Genomic DNA, 16621 nt, shown 5'->3' with positions numbered 1-16621 from the left:
CTTTGCTCCGGGTTGCTCAACACCTCGCGCATGACCTGTCTTGCTCGGTACAGTGGCCAGCTGCGTATGGGCCAATGATCATATGGGACCCAACACTTAGGAATATCTGGCGCCCCCGGGATGAAGATCAGCGGCTGAGCCTGCCGGGACGGGACGTGAAATATGCACCGCGCCGGCAGGGAAATGGGCTGTCGCGCGCAGTCTTATCGAAGGATGAAGAGCCTCGGTACCCGCCGGAGCCGGCCGATCGCGCGCGAGGCGCCGCCGACCGGGCGGTCATCGCGCCGCACGGGCCGGCCGTTGCAGGAGACATGCTGTCCGAACGGAGTCTGCCGATGATCCGGCCCCTGAACACGAGCCTGGCGCTGCTGCTGGGCCTCACGCTGCTGGCGCTGCCCGCCGCCCCGGTGCTGGCCCGCTCGGGCGATGGCGACGAGGCGGTCGGCCGCATCGTCACGCTCGACGGCGAGCTGCGGCTGCGCCGGGCCGATGCCGGCACGATCGAGCTGGACGACCGCCGCTCGACGCAGCGCGCGCCGGTGCTCGAGGGCGACCGGCTGCGCAGCGGCCCCGGCTCACGCATCGACATCGCGCTGGGCGCCGACCGGCTGCGCCTGGACGAGAACTCGGTCGTGACGGTGGTGCGGCTCGATGCGCGCCATGTCGACCTGTGGCTCGAGCGCGGCCGCATCGCGGTGCTGCTGCGCGGCGACGACGATCCGGCGCGCTGGCGCATCCGCAGCAGCGTCGGCGCGCACCTGCCGCTGGGCCCCGGGCTGTTCCGGGTCGACGCGCCGGAGGACGAGCGCGGCCGCGCCGGCGCCTCGGCCACCGCCTGGCGCAGCGCGATGCGCATCGAGACCGACGAGGACACGCTGCAGCTGCCGCCCGGCCGCCGCGCCGAGCCGGACGGCCGCGGCGGCTGGCGCCTCGGCCTGCCGCAGGCCGACCGCTTCGCGCGCTGGGCGATGAGCGAGGGCGGCGAAAGCCGCGGCACGGGGCGCGCGCTCGCCCGCGCGCCGGTCGACCTGCCGCCCGACCTCGAGGGCGCCGACCAGCTCGACCGCAACGGCCGCTGGGAGCAGTCGACCGAATGGGGCTGGCTGTGGGTGCCGCGCGTCGGCCTGTCGTGGGAGCCCTTCCACCAGGGCCTGTGGCGCCGCACCGACAGCGGCTGGATCTGGATCGACGACGCGCCCTGGGGCGTGGCGACCTACCGGCACGGGCGCTGGCTGCGCTGGGACGGCCGCTGGGCCTGGATGCCGGGCCCGCCGGTGCGCTATGTCGAGCCGGTCGCGCCGATCGCGCCGGTTCCGGAGGTCGTGGTGCCGCCGCGTGTCGTGGTGCGGCCGGCCCCGCCGCCGATGGTGATCGAGACCCGGCCGGCCCCGCCGGTGCGCGAGGTCGCGCCGCCGGTCACCGTGGTGCGCCCCTGGGCGCCGGAGACGCCCCGCTGGAGCGCGCCGGTCGAGCCGCCCGTGCGCCAGGCGCCGCCACGCCCGGACCGCCGCGCCCACGAGGAGCCGCAGGCGCCCCAGGCACCGGCCACCCCGGCCGGACCGCCGGACGAGCTGCGCCGCTCGCGCCGCGCGCTCTGAGCCCGGCGCCGGAGCCGCTCAGGACGCGAAGCGGCGCCGCGCGTCCAGACCGAGGCCGCTGGCCACGCTGGCGAGGCGGTCGCCGTGCAGCGCCTGCGCCTGCGGAAAGGCCGCGGCCAGCCGCTCGGTCAGCGCCTTCAGGCCGGTCGAGCCGCCGGTGAAGTAGACCGCGTCGATGCCATCGGCCGAGAGGCCGGCGCGCTGCGCCGTCTCGCGGGCGGCCTCGACGATGCGGCCGATGTCCTCCTCGAGCGCCTCGCGCGCCTGCTGCGCCGTCACCTCGACCGCCAGGCCGCGCTCGACCCAGGCCAGATCGATGCGCGCGCCCTCGCCGGCGGCGGTGTCGATCTTGGCGCGCTCGGCCCGGCCGAGCAGGTCGTGGCCGAGCTGCTCGGTCACCACCTTGAGCAGCCGCGCGTGCTGGACCGGATCGGCATAGTCGCCGCGCATCATGCGCAGCTCCTGCAGGCGCGCCGGGCGGTAGACGGTGTTGATCAGATGCCAGGTGGCCAGATCGAAATAGACGCGGCTGGGCACCTCGCGCGGCGGCTGGCCGCCGATCGAGGGCCCGAGCGCGCCGAAGCCCAGCGCCGGCATGACCGCCGCCAGCTCGACGCGGCGGTCGAAGTCGGTGCCGGCCACATGCAGGCCGTGGTGGGCCAGCACGTCGTCGGCGCGGTCGATGCGGTCGCGCCGCTGCGGGCCGACGCGCACGATCGAGAAGTCGGAGGTGCCGCCGCCGATGTCGGCGATCAGCACGCGCTGCTCGGCCTCGATGCGCGATTCATGGTCGAAGGCCGCCGCCAGCGGCTCGAACTGGAAGGCGACCTCCTCGAAGCCGGCCTCGCGCGCGGCCTGCTCGAGCGCGGCCTGGGCCTGCGCGTCGCGCTGCGCGTCCTCATCGACGAAATGCACCGGCCGGCCGATGACCGCGCGGCGCGGCGCCACGCCGGACTGCTGCTCGGCGGCGCGGCGCAGATGGCGCAGATAGCCCGAGATCACCTCGGCGAAGCCGATCGCGCGGCCGGCGCCGATGTCGGTCTGCTGCGTCATCAGCCCGGTGCCCAGCGCGCTCTTCATCGAGCGCATCAGCCGGCCCTCGCTGCCCTCGACATAGGCGGCCAGCGCGGCGCGGCCATGCAGCCGCGGCAGATCCTGCAGGCCCGGGCCCTCCGCCAGGTAGAAGGTGGCGGTCGGCATCGTGACCGCGCCGTCCTCCAGCGGCACCAGTCGCATCGCGCCGCGGGCGTCAGGCACCGCGATGGCGGAGTTGGAGGTGCCGAAGTCGATGGCGCAGAAGTCGGGAATCGGGGAGGCAGTCATGAGCGGCTGGCGGACGGGCGGAAGGGGCGCGATGATACCGGCCACCGACCGGATGCCGACCTGCCGACCTGCCGACCTGCCGACGGCCCGCCGGGCCCGGAGACGCTCAGGTCCGCTTCAGACCCGCCTTCTCCACCACCTCGCGCCACATGCTGAACTCGCGCGACAGCGAGGCGAGCAGATCCTCCGGCGTATCGAGCACCGGATCGACGCCGATCTCGGCCAGCGACTTGACCGTCTCCGGTCGCGCCAGATGCCTGCGCAGCAGATCGGCCAGCCGCTCGGCCTGCGCCATGCTGGCACTGGCGGGCATCAGCATCGCGTAGTTCTCGAGTTCGGTCAGCAGACCGAAACCGAGCTCGGCATAGGTCGGCACCTCCGGCACGTAACGCGAGCGCGTGGCGCCGGTGATGGCCAGCATGCGCAGCCTGCCGGTGGCCGCCCGCGGCAGATAGTTGCCGAGCAGCATCGACATCGCCGGCAGCTGGCCCGACATCAGGTCTTCGGCCGCCGGGCCGGCACCACGGTAGGCGACATGGCGCAGGTCGACCTGCGCCAGCCGCCCCAGCGCCGCGCCGATCAGGTGCGAGCCGGTGCCCACGCCCGGCGAGCCGAAGCCGGAAAGCTCGGGATTGAGCTCGACCCAGCGCAGGTAGTCGCGCAGCGTGCGGACCTCCGCCGGCACCGCCGGACCGACGACAAAGCACAGCGGCGCGCTGCCGATGGTGATGACCGGCTTCAGGTCCTGCAGCCGCAAGGACTCGCCTCGGGCGATCTGCGGCACCAGGGTGATCGAGGAGGTCGGGGTGGTCAGCAGCACCGAGCCGTCGCCCGGTGCAGAGGACACCTGCCGGGCCGCCGTCAGACCGGCCGCCCCCGGACGGCTGTCGAGCCTGACGTTCTGGGCGTACTCGCCCTGCAGGCCTGGCGCGACACGCTGCAGCACCGCCTCGACCGTGCCCCCGGTGGCGAAGCCGTAGACCAGCTTCAGTTCGCTGACCGCCCCTGCGGAGGCCTGGGACCAGGCCGGCGCAGGAACCGCCGTGGCCCCGAGGGCCCCCACGGCACCGAGAAACGATCTGCGCAGCATCATGGGACCTTTCGACGGCATCACCGACCCCCAATGAGTCGTGCCGGATACCATCGCCTGGTCCGCGAGGAAGTTGACCCGAGACAACCCGTGCGATCCCGCCAGGGCCGGCCCGAGCCGGCCGGATGTCACGTCATGCCAGCGCGGCCGGAGCCTTCAGATGCCAGTCGGTGGCCTGCTGCAGCGCGTGGCCGGCGTGCAGCAGCGCGCCTTCCTGCCAGTAGTTGCCGATCAGCTGCAGGCCCACCGGCAGGCCGCCGGCGCCGAAGCCTGCCGGCACGCTGAGGCCCGGCAGCCCCGCCAGCGAGGCCGGCAGCGTGAAGATGTCGGCCAGGTATTCGGCCACCGGGTCGGTCTGGCTGCCGATCGGTCGCGCCACCGTCGGCGCGACCGGGCCCGCGATCAGGTCGCAGTCCTTGAACGCGGCCTGGAAGTCGTCGGCGATCATGCGGCGCAGCTTCTGCGCCTGCAGATAGTAGGCGTCGTAGTAGCCGTGGCTGAGCACATAGGTGCCGATCATGATCCGGCGCTTGACCTCGGGGCCGAAGCCTTCGCTGCGGCTCTTGCGGTACATGTCGTTCAGATCCTTGTACTCGGCCGCACGGTGGCCGTAGCGCACGCCGTCGAAGCGGCTCAGGTTCGAGCTGGCCTCGGCCGGGGCGATGATGTAGTAGACCGGAATCGACAGCTCGGTGCGCGGCAGGCTGACCTCGACCAGCGTCGCGCCCAGGCGCTCGAGCTCGGCCAGCGCCGCGCGCACCGCCGCCAGCACGTCGGCCGAGACGCCCTCGCCGAAGAATTCCTTCGGCAGGCCGATGCGCAGACCCTTGAGCGGCTGGTCCGCGGTGGCGCCTTCGCGGACCGCGGTCGTGGCGGCGACGAAGTCGGGCACCGGCTGCTCGGCGCTGGTGGCATCAAGCGGGTCGAAGCCGCTCATCGCCTGCAGCAGGTGCGCGCAGTCCAGCGCCGAGCGCGCCATCGGGCCGGCCTGGTCCAGGCTGGAGGCGAAGGCGATCATGCCGTAGCGCGAGCAGCGGCCGTAGGTCGGCTTGATGCCCGTGACGCCCGTCAGGCTGGCGGGCTGGCGCACCGAGCCGCCGGTGTCGGTGCCGGTCGCGGCCGGCACCAGGCGCGCGGCCACCGCCACCGCGCTGCCGCCCGACGAGCCGCCGGCGATGCGCGTCGTGTCCCACGGGTTGCGGGCGGGGAACCAGGCCGAGTTCTCGTTGGAGCCGCCCATCGCGAACTCGTCGCAGTTGAGCTTGCCCAGCGTCACCGCGCCGGCCGCGGCCAGGCGGCTGACCACGGTGGCGTCGAAGGGGCTGCGGTAGCCCTCGAGCATCTTCGAGCCGGCGGTGCTGGGCAGGTCGCGGGTGACGAAGATGTCCTTGTGCGCGATCGGCACGCCCAGCAGAGGATGCGCCGGGCCGTCGACGCCGCGGGCGCGCCAGAGGTCGGCCGCGCCGGCCTGCGCCAGCGCGATCTCCTCGTCGACCGCCAGGAAGGCGCCGAGCGACTCGTGCGCGGCCGTGCGGGCCAGCAGGTGCTTCGTCAGCTCGACGCTGGAGACCTGCTTCTCGTCGAGCAGGCGCGACAGCTCGGCCACGCCGAGTTCATGCAGCTGGGTCATCTTCTCGTCCTTCCCCGGTCTCACTCGATCACCCGCGGCACCAGGAACAGGCCGGCCTCGACGGCCGGCGCGCTCTTCTGGTTGGCCTCGCGGTTGTCCGGTTCGGTCACCGCGTCCTCGCGCAGGCGCAGCGTCACCTCCTGGATGGCGGACAGGGGCGTGTACAGCGGAGCCACGCCGGCGGTGTCGACCGCCCGCATCTGCTCGACGATCGCGAAGAAGCCGTTGAGCTCGCCCAGCAGGCTCGCCTGCTCGGCCGGGCTGAGTTCAAGCCGCGCAAGATTTGCGATGCGGCTCACATCCTGAGGCGTGAGTGCCATTTTTCGTGACGGATTTGGTGAATTGAGCGGCTCCGACAGCACCCTCCCCCCTCCAACGAAGGAGGGAGGGCGCCGACATCGAGTGGCTCGCCGGGGCCTTCGGCGCCGTGTCGCAAGCCATGGGGTATTATCACCCGCCCTCAGTCCACGCCTTCCCGAGGCCGACCGCCACCGCCGGCGGCACCCCGGGAAGCGTGGATTTCCAGTTCAGACCCGCCTTGCGGACGACCGTGACGATCGCAAGGCCTTCGAGTTCACCATGTTCGGATCGTTGCGTCGCTATTTCTCCACCGATCTCGCGATCGACCTCGGGACCGCCAACACCCTGATCTACGTGCGCGGCACCGGCATCGTGCTCAACGAGCCCTCGGTGGTGGCGATCCGCCACGAAGGGGGCCCGCACGGCAAGAAGACCATCCAGGCGGTCGGCGCGGAAGCCAAGGCGATGCTCGGCAAGGTGCCCGGCAACATCGAGGCGATCCGCCCGATGAAGGACGGCGTGATCGCCGACTTCACGGTCACCGAGCAGATGCTCAAGCAGTTCATCAAGATGGTGCACCCGCGCTCGCTGCTGCGACCGAGCCCGCGCATCATCATCTGCGTGCCCTGCGGCTCGACCCAGGTCGAGCGGCGTGCGATCCGCGAGTCGGCGCTGGGGGCCGGCGCCAGCGAGGTCTACCTGATCGAGGAGCCGATGGCGGCGGCGATCGGCGCGGGCATGCCGGTGTCGGAGGCCTCGGGCTCGATGGTGGTCGACATCGGCGGCGGCACGACCGAGGTCGGCGTGATCTCGCTGGGCGGCATGGTCTACAAGGGTTCGGTGCGCGTCGGCGGCGACAAGTTCGACGAGGCGATCATCAACTACATCCGCCGCAACTACGGCATGCTGATCGGCGAGCCCACCGCCGAGGCCATCAAGAAGGAGATCGGTTCGGCCTTCCCCGGCTCCGAGATCCGCGAGATGGAGGTCAAGGGCCGCAACCTCAGCGAGGGCGTGCCGCGCAGCTTCACCGTCTCGAGCAACGAGATCCTCGAAGCGCTGACCGACCCGCTCAACCAGATCGTCTCCAGCGTCAAGAAGGCGCTCGAGCAGACGCCGCCCGAGCTGGGCGCCGACATCGCCGAGCGCGGCATGATGCTGACCGGCGGCGGCGCGCTGCTGCGCGACCTCGACCGGCTGCTGGCCGAGGAGACCGGCCTGCCGGTGCTCGTCGCCGAGGATCCGCTGTCGTGCGTGGTGCGCGGCTGCGGCATGGCCCTGGAGCGCATGGAGCGCCTGGGCTCGATCTTCACGTCCGAATGACCGCTGGCGGACGCGGTCGCCGCTGACGGCCGCCGCGTCCGCGTCCCGACATGCCGCTGGGCACCCTCGACCGCACGCCTCCCCCGTTCTTCCGCCAGGGCCCGTCGGCCCTGACGCGGCTGATCGTGTTCGCGTCGCTGTCGGTGTTCCTGATGGCGGCCGACACCCGGCTCGGCCTGACCGGGCCGCTGCGCACGGTGGCCGCGGTGATCCTGCATCCGGTCGAGCGCGCGCTGCTCGCGCCGGTGCGTGCGGCGCTGTCGGCCGGGCTCTATGTCGACGGCATCGCCGAGGCGCAGTCGCGCGAGCAGAAGGCGCAGGCCGAGCTGACCCGCCAGTCCGAGCGCTCGCTGCAGGCCGCGCAGCTGCTGCAGGAGAACGCCCGGCTGCGCGCGCTGCTGGAGCTGCGCGAGCGGCTGTCGATGCACGCGCGCGCCGCCGAGGTGCTCTATGACGCCCCGGATCCCTACACCCGCAAGGTCATCATCGACCGCGGCAGCAGCCAGGGCATCGTGCACGGCTCGCCGGTGGTCAACGAGAACGGCGTGCTCGGCCAGGTCACGCGCGTCTATCCGCTGACCTCCGAGGTCACGCTGGCGATCGACGAGAACGCCGCGATCCCGGTGCACAACACCCGCACCGGCCACCGCGGCGTCGCCTTCGGCGATCCGTCGGCCAACGGCATGGAGCTGCGCTTCGTCGCGGCCAACGCCGACGTGCAGGTCGGCGACGTGCTGCAGACCTCCGGGCTCGACGGCATCTATCCGCCCGGCCTCGAGGTCGCGCGGGTCGGCCGGCTCGACCGGCGCACGCAGTCGGACTTCGCCAAGATCGCGCTCAAGCCCGCGGCCACGCCCGACCATGTGCGCCATGTGCTGGTGCTCGAGCCCATCGGGCTGCAGCAGCCGCCCCGGCCGGGCGAGAACGAGCCCTCGCTGCCCGCCCACGGCAAGGAGCCCGCGGCCTCGAAGCCGGCGGCCTCGGCCGCGTCGCGGCCGGCGCTGTCCCCTTCCTCGACGACGAAGCACTGAGGACCCGCGCCATGATGCCGCGCCCGTCGGACCAGCTGCTGCTGCCGGTCAATCCGTGGTTCATGTGGACCACGCTGATCGTCGCGCTGCTGCTCAACCTGATTCCGCTGGGCCGCCAGCCGGCGATGCCGGACATGATGGCGCTGGCGCTGGTGTTCTGGAACGTGCACCAGCCGCGGCGCGTCGGCGTCGGCGCGGCCTTCGTGTTCGGCCTGCTGATGGACGTGCACGACGGCGCGCTGCTCGGCCAGCATGCGCTGGCCTACACGCTGCTGAGCTATTTCGCGATCGCCATTCACCGCCGCCTGCTGTGGTTCTCGCCGGGCGCGCAGGCGGTGCATGTGCTGCCGCTGTTCGCCGCCGCGCACCTGACCTCGCTGCTGCTGCGCCTGGCCACCGGCGCCGACTTTCCCGGCTGGTCGATGCTGCTGGCGCCGCTGATCGAGGCGCTGGCGTGGCCGGTGGCGAGCTGGCTGCTGCTGGTGCCGCAGCGCCGCGCGCCGGACCCGGACGAGAACCGGCCGCTGTGAGCCCCCTGCCCGCCCGCGCCCGATGACCGAGCTGCGCAACGTCGAGCAGGAACTCGACCGGTTCCGCACCCGCATCCTGGCCGCCGGCCTGGCGGTGCTGGTGTGCTTCGGCGTGCTGATCTCGCGCCTGGTGGTGCTGCAGATCGTCAAGCACGAGGAGCTGTCGACCCAGGCCGAGAAGAACCGCATCGCCATCGTGCCGATCGTGCCCAACCGCGGCCTGATCGTCGACCGCAACGGCATCGTGCTGGCCGACAACTACTCGGCCTACACGCTCGAGATCACCCGCTCGCAGCTCGCCGACGACCTCGAGACCGTCATCGACCAGCTCGGCGAGGTGCTCGAGATCCAGCAGCGCGACCGGCGCCGCTTCAAGCGCCTGATGGGCGACTCCAAGAGCTTCGAGTCGATCCCGATCCGCACCAAGCTGACCGACGAGGAGGTCGCGCGCTTCACCGCGCAGCGCTACCGCTTCCCCGGCGTCGAGATCAAGGCGCGGCTGTTCCGCAACTACCCCTTCGGCGACCTGGCCGGCCACATGCTCGGCTACATCGGCCGCATCAGCCAGCGCGAGAAGGAGGAGATGGCCGAATGGTCCGACGAGGACCAGGCCAACTACCGCGGCACCGAGGTGATCGGCAAGCTCGGCATCGAGCAGAGCTACGAGCGCGAGCTGCACGGCGCGACCGGCTTCGAGGAGGTCGAGACCTCCGCCGGCGGTCACCCGGTGCGTCGGCTGCGCTCGGAACCGGCCACGCCGGGCAACACCATCCGGCTGTCGATCGACATCAAGCTGCAGGCCCTGGTCGAGGAGCTCTTCGGCAAGCGCCGCGGCGCGCTGGTGGCGATCGATCCGCGCAACGGCGAGGTGCTGGCCTTCGTCAGCAAGCCCGGCTTCGACCCCAACCTCTTCGTCGGCGGCATCGACCAGGACTCGTGGAAGGAGCTCAACGAGTCGCTCGACAAGCCGCTGCTCAACCGCGCGCTGCGCGGCACCTACCCGCCGGGCTCGACCTACAAGCCCTTCATGGCGATGGCCGCGCTGATCACCGGCAAGCGCACGCCGGGGCAGGTGATCATCGACAACGGCTCGTTCATGTTCGGCGACCACCGCTTCCGCAGCCACGGCGACCACGGCCTGGGCGCGGTCGACATGGCGAAGTCGATCGCGCAGTCGAGCAACGTCTACTACTACATGCTCGCCAGCGAGATGGGCGTGGACATGATCCACGACCAGATGGCGCCCTACGGCTTCGGCGGCAAGACCGGCATCGACCTCGAGGGCGAGGCCACCGGCGACCTGCCCTCGACCGAGTGGAAGCGGCGCAAGTACAAGCGCCCCGAGCAGAAGCGCTGGTACGCCGGCGAGACGATCTCGCTGGGCATCGGCCAGGGCTACAACAACTTCACGATGCTGCAGCTCGCCAGCGCGCAGGCCACGCTGGTGGACGGCGGCAAGCGCTACGCGCCGCGCATCGTGCACGCGATCGAGAACGTCGTGACCCGCGAGACGCGCGTGATCTCCTCGCAGCTGATCGGCGACCTGCAGCTCAAGCCCGAGCATGTCGACGTGGTCAAGCGCGCGATGTACGGCGTGACGCAGTCGGGCACCTCGACCAAGGTCTTCGTCGGCGCGCCCTACATGAGCGGCGGCAAGACCGGCACGGCCCAGGCCGTCACGGTCCGGCAGAACGAGAAGTACAACGCCGCGCGCCTGGCCGAATACCAGCGCGACCACGCGCTCTACACCGCCTTCGCGCCGCTGGACGCGCCGCGCATCGCGCTGGCGGTCATCGTCGAGAACGCCGGCTTCGGCGCGGAATCCGCCGCGCCGATCGCTCGGCGCGTGCTCGACTACGTGATCGCCGGGCGCTACCCCTCGCCGGAGGACATCGCGCTGGTGCAGAAGGGCCAGGGCGCGGCGCCGGTCGGGCCGTTCATCGCGGTCGGCGACGTGCCGCTGCCGCCGGCGCGGCTCGGCGGCAGCGAGAGCGAGATCGTCGAGAGCGCGCAGCCGGCGGCCTCGGGCGCCTCCGGTGCCTCGTCCGCGTCCGCGCCGTCGGCGGTGCGCCGCCTGGCGCCGATGTCCGCTCCGGCCGACGAGCCGCCGCAGGCGCGCGCGCTGCAGCGCTGGTGGGTGCCGCGGCGCGAGCCGGCCGCCTCCGCACCGGCCGCGGCCGCCGCCTCCACGCCCCCGTCCGCACCCGGCGCCCCGAAGAAAGGCCCCCGAGGATGATGCTGAACACCCCCTTCGGCCAGCCGACGCTGTGGCAGCGCCTGCGACCGATGTTCCACGGCTTCGACCTGCTGCTGCTGCTGGCCATCATGATGGTGGCGACGATCGGGCTGACGACGATGTACTCGGCCGGCTACGACAACGGCGCGCGCTTCAGCCTGCAGGTGCGCAACATGATGCTCGCCGCGGTGGTCTTCTTCGTCGTCGCGCAGGTGCCGCAGCAGCGGCTGATGGCGATGGCGGTGCCGCTGTACACGCTCGGCGTCTTCCTGCTGGTGCTCACGGCGCTGTTCGGCATCGACCCGACGCACAAGGGCGCACGCCGCTGGCTCAACATCGGCATCATCATCCAGCCCAGCGAGATCCTGAAGATCGCCACGCCGCTGATGGTCGCCTGGTGGTTCCAGCGCCGCGAGGGCCTGCCGCAGCCGAAGGACCTGCTCAAGGCCTTCGCGCTGGTGATGGTGCCCTTCCTGCTGGTGGCCAAGCAGCCCGACCTGGGCACCGCGCTGCTGATCTTCTTCTCGGGCTTCTTCGTCATCTTCTTCGCCGGGCTGCCCTGGAAGCTGATCCTGCCGGTGGTGGTGATCGGCGTGGCCGGCATCGTCGCGATCGTGGTGTCCGAGCCGGTCATCTGCCAGCCCGACGTCGACTGGGTGGTGCTGCACACCTACCAGAAGAACCGGGTGTGCACGCTGCTCGACCCGACCCGCGATCCGCTGGGCAAGGGCTTCCACATCATCCAGGGCATGATCGCGATCGGCTCGGGCGGCGTGACCGGCAAGGGCTTCATGCAGGGCACGCAGACCCACCTGGAATTCATCCCGGAGCGGACCTCGGACTTCATCTTCGCCGCCTTCTCCGAGGAGTTCGGCCTGATCGGCTGCTGCACGCTGATCGCCTGCTACACCTTCCTGATCTTCCGCGGCCTGACGATCGCGCACGAGGCGCCGACCACCTTCTCGCGCCTGCTCGCCGGCTCGATCACGATGAGCTTCTTCGTCTACGCGATGGTCAACATGGGCATGGTCAGCGGCATCCTGCCGGTGGTCGGCGTGCCGCTGCCCTTCATGAGCTACGGCGGCACCGCGCTGGTGACGCTGGGCCTGTCGCTGGGCATCCTGATGTCGATCGCGCGCTCGCGCCGGCTGATGCAGAGCTGAGGCCGCCGCCGGACCTCGACCTCAGGGCAGCAGGCCCACGCCCGGCAGCACCGGCTCCTGCGCAGGCTCGTCCTGCGGTGCCGGCAGCGGCGCCGGCGCCAGCCGGAAGCGGATCGTGAAGCGCGCGCCCGGCCCCTCGCCCGGCGGCGTCTGCGCGGCCGACCGCGCGTCGTCCAGCTCGACCGCCGTGCCGTGCTGCTGCGCGATCTCGGCGACGATCGCCAGCCCCAGGCCGGAGCCGTCGACCGTCGTGCCCAGCGCGCGGTAGAAGGGCTGGAACACCAGCTCGCGCTCGGACGCCGGAATGCCCGGACCGGAGTCCTCGACCTGCAGCACGACCGCCTGCGCGGCCGGGTCCGGCAGCACGCGCACCGTCACCGTGCCGCCGCGCGGCGTGTAGTGCAGCGCGTTGTCGACCAGGTTGGAGACCATCTCGCGCAGCAGCAGCGCGTGGCCCAGCACCTCGGACGGCGCCGGCCGGGGCGCATCCTCGTCCTGCCCGGTCTCGGCGCCCTCGAAGCCGAGGTCGATGCCCGCGTCGAGCGAGCGCGGCACGAAGTCGCGCACCACGTCGGTGGCCAGGACCTCCAGGTCGACGCGGTCGCGCGCCTCCACGCCGGCGCGCGCGTCGGCCCGTGCCATCGACAGCAGCTGATTGACCATGTGCGCCGCCCGCTGCGAGGCCCGCGCCATCTGCAGCAGCGAGGCGCGCAGCAGCTGCGGGTCGCCATGGCCGGCATCGATCTCGCGCGAGGCCAGCTCGGCCTGCATGCGCAGGCCCGCCAGCGGCGTCTTGAGCTGGTGCGCGGCATCGGCCAGGAAGCGCTTCTGCGTCGCCAGCGAGGACTGCTGGCGCTCGAGCAGGTCGTTGATCGCCTGCACCAGCGGCGAGACCTCCTCGGGCACCTCGTGCACGTCGATCGGCGAGAGATCGTCGCTGGCGCGCTCGCGGATGCGCTGCTGCAGCGCGTTGAGCGGCGCCAGGCCCCGCACCAGCGCCATCCACACCAGCAGCACCGCCACCGGCAGGATCACGAACTGCGGCAGGATCACGCCCTTGATGATCTCGGTGGCCAGGCGCGAGCGCTTGGCCTGGGTCTCGGCGACCTGCACCAGCACCGCGCCGCCCCGCGTCGTCGCGCCGGCGAGAATCCACTGGTAGGCCACGCGCACGCTGTCGCCGTGGATCTCGTCGTCGCGCACCTTGACCTCGCCGGGCGTGCGCAGCTCGCCCTCGGGCGGCGGCGGCAGGTCGCGGTCGCCGCTGACGATCTCGCCGCGCGGGCCGACCACCTGGTAGTAGACGTTGTCGACCTCGTCGGCACGCAGCATGCGCGCCGTCTCGCGCGACAGGTCGAACATCAGGTCGTCGCCGCGCAGCTCGACGCGCTGGCCCAGCGAGCGCACCGATTCGACCAGCGCACGGTCGTACGGCCGGCTGGCGATGCCCTGCGCCGCCAGCCAGGTCAGCGCCAGGCTCATCGGCCACAGCAGCAGCAGCGGCGCGAGCATCCAGTCGAGGATCTCGCCGAACAGCGAGCGCTGCTCGCGCCGGCGCGGTGGCGCACCGGCCGGCCGGGCCGGCGCCTGCACGGTCTCAGGCGGCGATCTTCTCAAGGCAGTAGCCCAGGCCGCGCACCGTGGCGATGCGGATCGGGCCCTGCTCGATCTTCTTGCGCAGCCGGTGGATGTAGACCTCGATGGCGTTGTTGCTGACCTCCTCGCCCCACTCGCACAGCCGCTCGACCAGCTGGTCCTTGCTCACCAGCCGGCCGGCGCGCTGCAGCAGCACCTCCAGCAGGCTGAGCTCGCGCGCCGACAGGTCGACCATCTGCTCGTTGATGTAGGCGACGCGGCCGGTGGCGTCGAAGGTCAGCGGCCCGTGCTTGATCAGGCTGCTGGCCGAGCCCAGGCCGCGGCGCGTCAGCGCGCGCACCCGCGCCTCGAGCTCCTGCAGCGAAAAGGGCTTGGCCATGTAGTCGTCGGCGCCCAGGTCCAGGCCCTTGACGCGCTGCTCGATCGAGTCGGCCGCGGTCAGGATCAGCACCGGCACCGCCGAGCCGCGCGCGCGCAGCTTCTTCAGCACCTCCAGGCCGTGCATCTTCGGCAGGCCGAGGTCGAGGATCAGCAGGTCGAACTCGTGGGCGGCCAGCGCCGCATCGGCCTCCGAGCCGCTGGCCACATGGTCCACCGCGTAGCCGGCGCTGCGCAGGCTGCGCAGCAGTCCGTCGGCCAGGACCTGGTCATCTTCGGCGATCAGAATGCGCATGGGGTCTCCTGTGGATCTCGCGATCTCTGTGTGTACGCGCCCCTGCAAGGAAAGGGCCTGTTCCCCGGATTGTAGAAAGCCCCGCACCGTACCGCATCGGGACAGATGCCATGATGCATGCTGTCACGCCCGCTCCGGGACGCGACAGCAACGGTACCGCGTCGACTCCCTGCCACGCCAGCCCTGCACCCAGCCCCTGAAACCCGCACGACCACTGTACAAATAGACAGCTTCTGAGATAATGGCCACCACACCCAGGAGAACCTCGATGGATGCTTCCAAGTCCGCCCCCGCCTCGCTGAACACCGAAAAGGCCAAGGCCCTGCAGGCCGCGCTGGCCCAGATCGAGAAGCAGTTCGGCAAGGGCTCGATCATGCGCCTCGGCGAAGGCGAGGCCATCGAGGACATCCAGGTCGTCTCGACCGGCTCGCTGGGTCTGGACATCGCGCTGGGCGTGGGCGGCCTGCCGCGCGGCCGCGTCATCGAGATCTACGGCCCCGAGTCCTCGGGCAAGACGACGCTGACGCTGCAGGTCATCGCCGAGATGCAGAAGCTCGCCGGCGTGTGCGCCTTCATCGACGCCGAGCATGCGCTGGACGTGCAGTACGCGCAGAAGCTCGGCGTGAACCTGCAGGAGCTGCTGATCAGCCAGCCCGACACCGGCGAGCAGGCGCTGGAGATCGTCGACGCGCTGGTGCGCTCCGGCTCGGTCGACCTGATCGTCGTCGACTCGGTCGCGGCGCTCACGCCCAAGGCCGAGCTCGAGGGCGAGATGGGCGATGCGCTGCCCGGCCTGCAGGCGCGCCTGATGAGCCAGGCGCTGCGCAAGCTCACCGCCACGATCAAGAAGACCAACTGCATGGTCATCTTCATCAACCAGATCCGCATGAAGATCGGCGTGATGTTCGGCAGCCCCGAGACCACCACCGGCGGCAACGCGCTGAAGTTCTACTCCTCGGTGCGCCTGGACATCCGCCGCGTGGGCAGCATCAAGAAGGGCGAGGAGGTCATCGGCAACGAGACCCGCGTCAAGGTCGTCAAGAACAAGGTAAGCCCGCCGTTCAAGACCGCCGACTTCGACATCCTCTACGGCGAAGGCATCAGCCGCGAGGGCGAGATCCTCGATCTCGGCGTCACCGCCAAGATCGTCGACAAGTCGGGCGCCTGGTACGCCTACAAGGGCGAGAAGATCGGCCAGGGCAAGGACAACAGCCGCGAGTTCCTGCGCGAGAACGCCGATCTGGCCCACGAGATCGAGAACCGCATCCGCGAGTCGCTGGGCATCAGCCTGCTGCCGCCGCTGGGCAGCGCCGACGAAGCCTGATCGCGGTGCAGGCGCCGAGCCTGAAGGGACGAGCCCTGCGCCTGCTGACGATGCGCGAGCACTCCCGCGCCGAGCTCGCGCGCAAGCTCGCTCCGCATGCCGAAAGCGCCGAGCAGGTCGACGCCCTGCTCGACGAGCTGACCGCGCTCGGCTTCCTGAGCGAGCAGCGCTTCGTGGAATCCCTGCTGCACCGGCGCGCCGCCCGTCACGGCAGCGTGCGCATCCGGCAGGAGCTGTCGGCCAGCGGCATCGATCCGGCCGACTACACCGAGCAGCTCGCCAGCCTGCAGCAGGACGAGTTCGCCCGGGCCCGCGCGGTATGGTCGCGCCGCTTCGATGTCGCGCCGACCGATCCGCGCGAGCGCGCTCGGCAGATGCGTTTCCTGCTGGGCCGCGGCTTTTCCTCCTCGGTCGCGCAGCAGGTCCTGCGGGCCGCGGCAGAGGGCCTGCCGGACGACGACTCGCCGGCAGGGTGGACGCTCGCAGACCGGGATTGATCGCGGGAATCAGCGGCGCCTGAGGCCCTCCACCCTCCATCTGTACCGATTCGCACCACGTTGTGCGATGTCCGAACATCGTGGATCCACGGATCCGGTTGATGCGGCGCAACATGCTACAGTTCGCGCGCATCGGCAAAGCCGCCGGACAGGCGCCGCCGCAGCGCGCCGCAAGAACGCATTCCTGTCTCCCCTTCAGAACAGAGCTCAAGCGATGAAGATCCACGAATACCAAGGCAAGGAAATCCTGCGCCAGTTCGACGTTCCGGTGCCGCGCGGCTACCCGGCGTTCACGGTCCAGGAGGCG

At 71.3% G+C, this 16621-nt stretch carries 14 protein-coding genes; 8 read left to right on the top strand and 6 right to left on the bottom strand.

Annotated features, from left to right (window positions below; genetic code table 11):
* The first annotated feature begins 335 nt into the window (after nucleotides 1–335).
* Nucleotides 336–1598, top strand: a complete 1263-nt coding sequence (locus tag HNQ01_RS21820; RefSeq protein WP_173807626.1) for a DUF6600 domain-containing protein — start codon at nucleotides 336–338, stop codon at nucleotides 1596–1598.
* An 18-nt stretch (nucleotides 1599–1616) separates the two neighbouring features.
* Here the strand turns inward: HNQ01_RS21820 and HNQ01_RS21815 are convergent, their stop codons facing one another.
* The 4 genes from HNQ01_RS21815 to gatC form a co-directional block, all read right to left on the bottom strand.
* Entirely contained in the window at nucleotides 1617–2921 is a 1305-nt protein-coding gene (locus tag HNQ01_RS21815) for an Hsp70 family protein (protein WP_173807625.1), read from the bottom strand.
* A gap of 106 nt (nucleotides 2922–3027) precedes the next feature.
* Entirely contained in the window at nucleotides 3028–4011 is a 984-nt protein-coding gene (locus HNQ01_RS21810; protein WP_173807624.1) for a tripartite tricarboxylate transporter substrate-binding protein, read from the bottom strand.
* 133 nt (nucleotides 4012–4144) lie between these two features.
* Nucleotides 4145–5641 (bottom strand): Asp-tRNA(Asn)/Glu-tRNA(Gln) amidotransferase subunit GatA, encoded by a 1497-nt coding sequence (gatA, locus tag HNQ01_RS21805; protein ID WP_173807623.1) that lies wholly within the window; start codon nucleotides 5639–5641, stop codon nucleotides 4145–4147.
* Nucleotides 5642–5661: 20 nt separating this feature from the next.
* Nucleotides 5662–5961 carry an Asp-tRNA(Asn)/Glu-tRNA(Gln) amidotransferase subunit GatC gene (gene gatC, locus HNQ01_RS21800; RefSeq protein WP_173807622.1) on the bottom strand — a complete coding sequence of 100 codons (300 nt, stop codon included), beginning with the start codon at nucleotides 5959–5961 and terminating at the stop codon, nucleotides 5662–5664.
* 259 nt (nucleotides 5962–6220) lie between these two features.
* Here gatC and HNQ01_RS21795 point away from each other — a divergent pair, with 259 nt between their 5' ends.
* Genes HNQ01_RS21795 through rodA form a run of 5 tightly spaced genes read left to right on the top strand, consistent with a single transcriptional unit; the run spans nucleotide 6221 to nucleotide 12224 of the window.
* Complete coding sequence (locus tag HNQ01_RS21795) at nucleotides 6221–7264, top strand: rod shape-determining protein (protein ID WP_173807621.1); 1044 nt, start codon at nucleotides 6221–6223, stop codon at nucleotides 7262–7264.
* Nucleotides 7265–7314: 50 nt separating this feature from the next.
* Nucleotides 7315–8295, top strand: coding sequence for a rod shape-determining protein MreC (mreC, locus tag HNQ01_RS21790; protein ID WP_173807620.1), 981 nt, complete (start codon nucleotides 7315–7317; stop codon nucleotides 8293–8295).
* Nucleotides 8296–8306: 11 nt separating this feature from the next.
* Nucleotides 8307–8825, top strand: a complete 519-nt coding sequence (gene mreD / locus HNQ01_RS21785; protein ID WP_173807619.1) for a rod shape-determining protein MreD — start codon at nucleotides 8307–8309, stop codon at nucleotides 8823–8825.
* Between the two features lie 22 nt (nucleotides 8826–8847).
* On the top strand, nucleotides 8848–11061 hold the full coding sequence (gene mrdA / locus HNQ01_RS21780; protein ID WP_173807618.1) for a penicillin-binding protein 2: 2214 nt from the start codon (nucleotides 8848–8850) through the stop codon (nucleotides 11059–11061).
* Nucleotides 11062–11063: 2 nt separating this feature from the next.
* Nucleotides 11064–12224 carry a rod shape-determining protein RodA gene (gene rodA / locus HNQ01_RS21775; protein ID WP_173807629.1) on the top strand — a complete coding sequence of 387 codons (1161 nt, stop codon included), beginning with the start codon at nucleotides 11064–11066 and terminating at the stop codon, nucleotides 12222–12224.
* Between the two features lie 21 nt (nucleotides 12225–12245).
* Here the strand turns inward: rodA and HNQ01_RS21770 are convergent, their stop codons facing one another.
* Nucleotides 12246–13817: a sensor histidine kinase gene (locus HNQ01_RS21770; protein ID WP_434801528.1), complete on the bottom strand. Its 1572-nt coding sequence runs from the start codon at nucleotides 13815–13817 to the stop codon at nucleotides 12246–12248.
* A 4-nt stretch (nucleotides 13818–13821) separates the two neighbouring features.
* Nucleotides 13822–14493, bottom strand: a complete 672-nt coding sequence (locus HNQ01_RS21765) for a response regulator (RefSeq protein WP_173807617.1) — start codon at nucleotides 14491–14493, stop codon at nucleotides 13822–13824.
* Nucleotides 14494–14761: 268 nt separating this feature from the next.
* Here HNQ01_RS21765 and recA point away from each other — a divergent pair, with 268 nt between their 5' ends.
* Together recA and recX are read left to right on the top strand one after the other, a co-directional pair.
* Entirely contained in the window at nucleotides 14762–15817 is a 1056-nt protein-coding gene (recA, locus tag HNQ01_RS21760; RefSeq protein ID WP_173807616.1) for a recombinase RecA, read from the top strand.
* Nucleotides 15817–16314 (top strand): recombination regulator RecX, encoded by a 498-nt coding sequence (recX, locus tag HNQ01_RS21755; protein WP_173807627.1) that lies wholly within the window; start codon nucleotides 15817–15819, stop codon nucleotides 16312–16314. The genes recA and recX overlap by 1 nt, the downstream gene beginning before the upstream one ends.
* Nucleotides 16315–16621: the final 307 nt, after the last annotated feature.

It is taken from the genome of Sphaerotilus uruguayifluvii, from assembly GCF_013294065.1.
GTDB classification, from domain to species: Bacteria; Pseudomonadota; Gammaproteobacteria; order Burkholderiales; family Burkholderiaceae_C; genus Sphaerotilus; species Sphaerotilus uruguayifluvii.
This window is presented reverse-complemented; position numbering and strand designations above follow the sequence as displayed.